This window comes from Bacillus sp. 179-C3.3 HS, assembly GCF_047229225.1.
Lineage (GTDB): Bacteria > Bacillota > Bacilli > Bacillales > Bacillaceae > Bacillus.
Genome location: NZ_JBFEFT010000010.1, coordinates 95,290 through 101,767 on the forward strand (window position 1 = coordinate 95,290; position 6,478 = coordinate 101,767).

Annotated in this window: 7 protein-coding genes; 4 read left to right on the forward strand and 3 right to left on the reverse strand. The window is 38.2% G+C overall.

Going from position 1 to position 6,478, the window contains the following annotated elements:
- Positions 1-163 precede the first annotated feature (163 nt).
- Positions 164-1,090, reverse strand: coding sequence for a DsbA family protein (locus AB1K80_RS08680; RefSeq protein WP_412856229.1), 927 nt, complete (start codon positions 1,088-1,090; stop codon positions 164-166).
- A 259-nt stretch (positions 1,091-1,349) separates the two neighbouring features.
- Here AB1K80_RS08680 and AB1K80_RS08685 point away from each other — a divergent pair, with 259 nt between their 5' ends.
- The 3 genes from AB1K80_RS08685 to AB1K80_RS08695 all read left to right on the forward strand — a co-directional run bounded on the left by AB1K80_RS08685 (position 1,350) and on the right by AB1K80_RS08695 (position 4,117).
- Positions 1,350-1,907, forward strand: coding sequence for a TetR/AcrR family transcriptional regulator (locus AB1K80_RS08685; RefSeq protein WP_412856219.1), 558 nt, complete (start codon positions 1,350-1,352; stop codon positions 1,905-1,907).
- Positions 1,908-2,178: 271 nt separating this feature from the next.
- The gene (locus AB1K80_RS08690; RefSeq protein WP_412856220.1) at positions 2,179-3,153 is read left to right on the forward strand and encodes a tRNA dihydrouridine synthase; all 975 of its coding nucleotides are present in this window, start codon (positions 2,179-2,181) and stop codon (positions 3,151-3,153) included.
- Positions 3,154-3,265: 112 nt separating this feature from the next.
- Positions 3,266-4,117 (forward strand): SMI1/KNR4 family protein, encoded by an 852-nt coding sequence (locus AB1K80_RS08695; RefSeq protein WP_412856221.1) that lies wholly within the window; start codon positions 3,266-3,268, stop codon positions 4,115-4,117.
- Positions 4,118-4,205: 88 nt separating this feature from the next.
- Here AB1K80_RS08695 and AB1K80_RS08700 read toward each other — a convergent pair whose 3' ends face one another.
- Positions 4,206-4,769: a DUF6434 domain-containing protein gene (locus AB1K80_RS08700; protein WP_412856222.1), complete on the reverse strand. Its 564-nt coding sequence runs from the start codon at positions 4,767-4,769 to the stop codon at positions 4,206-4,208.
- Between the two features lie 123 nt (positions 4,770-4,892).
- Positions 4,893-5,264 (reverse strand): hypothetical protein, encoded by a 372-nt coding sequence (locus AB1K80_RS08705; protein WP_412856223.1) that lies wholly within the window; start codon positions 5,262-5,264, stop codon positions 4,893-4,895.
- 476 nt (positions 5,265-5,740) lie between these two features.
- On the opposite strand from AB1K80_RS08705, the gene AB1K80_RS08710 reads away from it, so the two are divergent.
- Complete coding sequence (locus AB1K80_RS08710) at positions 5,741-6,385, forward strand: DUF3885 domain-containing protein (RefSeq protein WP_412856224.1); 645 nt, start codon at positions 5,741-5,743, stop codon at positions 6,383-6,385.
- The last annotated feature ends 93 nt before the right edge of the window (positions 6,386-6,478 follow it).

Here is a 6,478-nt window from a genome sequence, read left to right on the forward strand (position 1 = left end):
AAAATACAATATTATTATTTAACTTTTCAAATTTTGTTCCTGCGAAAGATTTAAAACCATTCACTGTTCAACTTCCGGTAGAAGATGAAGCAGTGAAATAGCAATAAATCCGTTAGATGTGGGTGGTGACTGTTTTGTGAGTCACCACCTTTTTTGCTAAATTTTATTTCATCGTTGTAAAGTAAGCTTCACCTAAAATGTCCTTCTTTTGATAACCCTCTGCTGAAATCTCTGTTTCAACAAAAGATTGAACATCCGCTTGCTTCACATCATACATGACTTCAATTTCTTTTGAAAATAGAAGCTTTTCCTTTTTTAGTAAACTTGATAAAGGTGGTTGTGGTTTTGGCTCGATATCATCTAGGTTGAGAACTTTCTTTAATCCGTCTACATAGGTTTCAAGCGGGCGTCCGCCAACAATTTTGATGCCTTTGTTTTCCTCATTGACCATCATAATCGTCGGAAAACCTCTGACCCCTAAGCTTCTAGTTAATTGAAAATCTTCGTTTAATAATTGTTGTCCGGTAGGTTGTTCTGCTTCAGTGACAATCGCTTCACCATCTAGTCCAAGCTGATTGACGATTTTAATTAAAATCGCTGAATCAGAAATGTTTTGATTAAATGCAAACAGTGCTTCTCTGGCGCGACGTAAATATTCAAATGCTAACGCATCGTGATGATGCTTTTGAATCACTTTAAATACACGAGAAGGTGGATAAGAAGATTGTACGGGATTGTCGATCATGAGTGAACCATCAATCGGCATTCTTGCATATTCTCCTACTTCTCTCCAGTGACCAGCCACATCGGCTGGTTTATAAATTCCGTTGGCAGGATCAATGGGGCCGTCATGCCATTTTTCCAGCAAGCCACCCATCACCGTATGAAATTGGAAATAATCCCCGTACTGCTCTGCAAAACGGCGAAGAACGGGTTCAATTGCCCAGCAATGAGAACAAATGGGGTCGGTCACATAATAAAGGTTGATTGATTTTTTAGGCTGATTCAAATCAATCATCTCCATATCCTCTTCTTCAGCTGGTCCGCATACACCTGTTTCTATATCACACATCATTTGGTTGTTTTTCAATTCCGTTTCCCTCATTTCTTTTGAAGTTGTCGCAAGGAATATACCTCGCTTTTTCAATGGATTTGTTTTCAAAAAACATGCCAGTTTCTCCACAATTGTGGTTGGAAATAGCGGAATGTCTTTAAAAACGTAAAGTCTTTTATTTGTTTACAATTTCATCTTAAGTCATAATGAGAATCATCAACACCAATAGTTCTGTGGATTTGTCGTATATGCGACACATGTCATCATTTGTTGAAAAAGTAGGAGTGGAAGCGAAATGACTCAATCAAAGACGGACCCGCGCGTTCTCCGTACTCGTAAATTAATTATGGATTCTTTCATAGAACTTTCAGGGGAAAAAGAGTTCAAAGATATTACCATAAAGGATCTAACGACAGAAGCCATGATTAATCGGGCAACTTTTTATTATCATTTTGAAGATATATATGACTTACTTGAGAAAGTGTTATCAGAAGTATTATTAGTGAATTTGAATTATGATTTTTACGAGAATGAAGAATTAAATGAAGAAGCCTTTGTTCGTATCTTTAAATCGATCACCGATTTTCAAAAGTCATTATCTAGTCGTTGTCATAGAGGATATGAAGAGACGATAGCGCGCATTATTAGAGATCAGCTCGAAGTTGTTTTTTACAAAATGTTGCTAAAACAGCGTAAAATAAAAGAGGATGAATCATTAAGAATGACTGCGGTCGTATTAAGCTGGGGGATCTATGGCGCTTCTGTAGAATGGAGTAGCAGGAGCCATCAAGTATCGCCAGAGGCATTTATTCAATCAGTCGTCCCGTATCTACTTTCTGGTATCAATCACTAACATATGAGAAGTGTATTCCATCATATCACCTTATATATGATTTGACATCCCAATGTCTTGGGGTGTTTTTTCATTATTGCTTGTCAGAGATTGCTAAATATTAATTTTCTCCTGCATCAATCTGTCTTTTCCACTCATCAACCATTATGAAATTTGCTTTTTTGCAATTTTGACTCGTTCATATTAAAGTATATAATGATGAAAATTGACGATCACTTAATGAGCTGATTTGCTTTTTAAGTGTGATGTCATGAGAGGAATTGGATGAAAGATGAGTAAAAACTTCTGGCGTGATTTACCACGACCATTTTTTATATTAGCACCGATGGAAGAAGTGACGGATGTCGTGTTCCGTCATGTTGTGAGTGAAGCGGCAAGACCGGATGTGTTTTTTACCGAGTTCACAAATAGTGAAAGCTATTGCCATCCGGATGGCATTCAAAGTGTGAAAGGACGTTTGACGTTTACGGAGGATGAACAGCCAATTGTTGCACACATTTGGGGAGACAAGCCAGAAAACTTTAGAAAAATGAGCATTGGAATGGCGGAATTAGGTTTTCAGGGGCTTGATATTAATATGGGTTGCCCTGTGCCAAATGTCACGCAAAACGGAAAGGGCAGTGGTTTGATTCTCCGCCCAGACGTTGCGGCAGAGCTCATACAAGCCGCAAAAGCAGGGGGATTACCTGTTAGTGTCAAAACAAGACTCGGGTTTACAGAAGTTGATGAATGGCGTGGATGGCTTCGACACATATTGGAGCAAGACATTGTGAATTTATCGATTCATCTTCGCACAAGAAAGGAAATGAGCCAAGTGGATGCACATTGGGAGCTCATTCCGGAAATTAAAAAATTGAGAGACGAAGTCGCACCTGATACTCTTTTGACCATCAATGGAGATATTCCTGATCGCCAAACGGGCTTAAAGCTGGCTGAACAATATGGCGTGGACGGGGTGATGATTGGGCGTGGTATTTTCCACAATCCATTCGCCTTTGAAAAGGAACCGAGAGAACATAGCAGTGAGGAATTGCTAGAGCTCTTAAGATTACATTTAGATCTACATGACCAATACTCATCGTTAGGTCTACGACCGTTCAAGGCGCTACATCGTTTCTTTAAAATTTATGTCAAAGGATTCAAGGGAGCCAGTCATTTAAGAAATCAACTAATGGGCACAGCGTCAACAGATGAAGTACGTGCGATGCTTGATGAATTTGATGCGAGAAATAAAGAAGAATCATGACAAGATAGAGGAGGGATATCCCTTCTCTATTTCTATTTATAGAAATAGAATGATTAAACTAGTTCTATAAAATGGTAAGATGGTATAGAAATAACAATTGGAGGTATTTCTATTGAAACCATTCTGGGATAGAGACCGAGAAAGTGACGAAACATTTAAGAAAATAAATGAAAGAAAGATTGCAAAGGCGGAAAAGAAGCTAGGCGTGGTACTGCCTGATACATATAAGAAACTCATTCTTGAACAAAATGGAGGATACACCATACATAATGCATTTCCAACAGATCAACCAAATGGATGGGCAGAGGATCATGTATCATTTGATCATCTAAGAGGAATTGCCAAAGGCGAAGGGATTATGGATAGTGATTATTTAATAGAAGAATGGGAGCTGCCAGAGGATCTTTTGCTTATTTGTGGGGATGGACATACATGGATTGCACTCGACTATAGAGAAACGAAAGAAAACCCACCAATTCATTACTTCGATCTAGAATATGAGACTGACTTCAAATTAGCCAATTCGTTTGATGAATTGATTGCCGGACATTACACGGCTGACGATGAATTGTCAGATGAAGAAGCTGAAGCGATGATGGCTGAATATGAAGAGCATCCACCAGTATCAAAAGAAGAAGTGAAAGACATATTCGCATCACGAAATGCTGAGCTAATCGAGAAAGTGGTTCATTTTCAAGTGGAACAAATTGAGGATGTAGAATGGATCTTGTCAGAGGTCGATACTTTCATGCAATCGACTCAGGATGAGGGTATGTTAGTGACGACTGGCTGGGCGATCAATACCATCTTTATCCTCAATGAGGAATTAATCAAGGAGAATGAACATGTTGTCCAAGCAGCTCGTCAATTTGCGGAACAGTTGAATCAATCAAAAATAGATGAAATGCATGATATCGCTTTTAATATATCACTAGCATTGGATTTTGATTTAGAGGGACAATGAGTCTCTCTTTTTTATATGACTGCAAAGTAGTGAGCTTTTAGAAAATAAAACGCATACTAAAAATAAAGGAAACTACCATATGAGGTAGTTAATGATTGGATTCATATTTGTTATGTCCAGGGTGTTTCTTGATAATATTCCAAGCTTCTATTGCTTCTTTCTGACTTTTTCCTTGATTTTTAGTATCTGCAAAAAAGTCACGAATGAATTGATTATATTCGAATTGCGGTGCTATGTCTTTCTTGTATGAAGGGTCTTTTTTGCGAGTTTCTTCTTCATACCAAGCGTTTACAGCATCAGCATATGTCCTTCCAACATTGTTTTTAAAGTAGTTTTGGATATAGGTTGAAAAGTGAAACTTTGGGATGACTGTTTTAAAAAATGCTCTAACATCTTGACTGCACCGATGATTCTCTGTAATGACTGTCTCCAAACTTAATTCTGTTTGTGGCGCTCTCTTGTTTACTCTTGGTCTGATAGGTTTCTTTATTTCCCCTGTTAGAAGAAATGTTTCAATTCTATCAGTCAAATCTATTTTAGAGCCAGAAGCGCTGATTCCATTTTCCCTACAAAATAATTGTAATTCCTCTTTTAACCAATAGTAATCTCTAAAGATTTCTACACTTAGCTCTTTAGTTAGTCTAGGTCTCAAGAAAGACACCTCCATTTATCGCGTCACTTCATTATAGAACAAATGTTCTTTCTTGTCGATTGCCCTTAAACATGAAATGACAAAAAGTCCCCTGTTCATTAACAAGGGACCGATGAAATCAATTTATTCCGCACTCTCCACAACCTCGCGGCTATCTTCTGTTTCTCCAATATAAATCGGGCCGTTTGCGTGGTCGATGCGAATTGGCCATTCGTATGGGACTTGTAGGCGTCTCGCGACATCTCTCCAGAATTTAGTGGAATCGAGTTCGAATTCTTGGAAGTCTTTCAATAGATCTTTATAAGAAGAGCCATCAAATTGAATATACATGTCTTGAAGGCGCATGAACGCGACATGCCTCACTTCGAGTGCGGCAGCAGCTTCCATTTCCTCTTCGGTAGCTTCTCCTATGATCGTGCCAGCGGGTGGAAGCATATCGTATACATTAAATTCCTCTTCTTCTTCGTGTGCTGCATTGTGCTGTTGATCCGACATTTTCTTCACTCCTTCAAGTCTTGGTAAACAATTTATTTGTGTACACTTCTATTATCGGAAGAAAATGTGAAATGTGGACTGGGTTTATGAAAGAATTGTCCGACATACTCATGAGGTTGAGAAAAAGTCGTTTTAAGAAATAGAAAAAACAACTCCTACGAAAAGAGATGTTTAACGATGAGCTATTTTTACGATGTCCATTCTAGCAGAGTGTTGATCACAAAGAAGATCACGATCCAGATCAAAACATCCACCAAAATATTCGTTACATGAATGATGTTCGTTTGATCAAGTCCAGCTTGTATCTACATGTGATTAACGCTGTGAGAAACACTTTAGAAAACCATTTCTGTTTTTTCAATAGATCACATTCCTATCTCTTTCCATCGTATATGAAATGACAGATCATTTCATATTGTTTTTTGTATGCAATCTTTCATGTAAAATAGAAAATAAAAGCATTGGAAGGACAGCAGATGAGCCAACAAATAAAGCCATTTTTAGATACTTATTTTTCGAATCTCTTACTAACACCACCTCTCTTTTATGAATGGCCCTATGGGCTTCGGTTTGAATTGGCAGATTGGTCAATTGAAAAGGAAGCGGAAGTGTTAGAAAAAGCAGGGGATCGTGCTTTTAATATTGTGAAGTATTCTTTTCATTCAGAAGACGATATGCTGCTTGTGACAGATGTGTATACAGAACATGCACATGAGTTAACAAAGCGTAAGCTGCTTGTCTATCAGAAATATGTGAACCGAAAAATGCGTTATCATTTACGGCATGAGCTTTTGCACGATTTGATTCCAGAGATAGACGAGGGGCTCAGGATCGAACGATTTTCAATCAATTGTCAACTGAAGGATATTCGGTTGCGCCCGCTTCTTCGAGCCATATGCCAAGAGGATTTTTATACACCAAATCAGATCATGAAAGGGAAACTGGGATATGAAATCTATTTGATCAATCTCTCGAAAAAGATGATTTTTCACTTATACGATGATCGAGGCTGTGATCTCATTGCTGCAGACCTTGAAAGTCTACGCCCAGTCTATGAAGGATTACAACATTGGCTATTAGACTACGATCGGCCTCAAATGGATCGGCTATTTCATACATAAAGATAAAAACCGCACTCTTAGACTGACATAGCAGAATGAGACACAAATAAAACACCCTTATTAGGCTGACATGCTACCAAATGTTTTTGGTGC

Bases quoted from the DNA above. Each gene is read 5' to 3' on its own strand.
- AB1K80_RS08685 (WP_412856219.1), top strand. From the start codon at position 1,350: ATGACTCAATCAAAGACGGACCCGCGCGTTCTCCGTACTCGTAAATTA.
- AB1K80_RS08690 (WP_412856220.1), top strand. From the start codon at position 2,179: ATGAGTAAAAACTTCTGGCGTGATTTACCACGACCATTTTTTATATTA.
- AB1K80_RS08705 (WP_412856223.1), bottom strand. From the start codon at position 5,264: ATGTCGGATCAACAGCACAATGCAGCACACGAAGAAGAAGAGGAATTT.
- AB1K80_RS08710 (WP_412856224.1), top strand. From the start codon at position 5,741: ATGAGCCAACAAATAAAGCCATTTTTAGATACTTATTTTTCGAATCTC.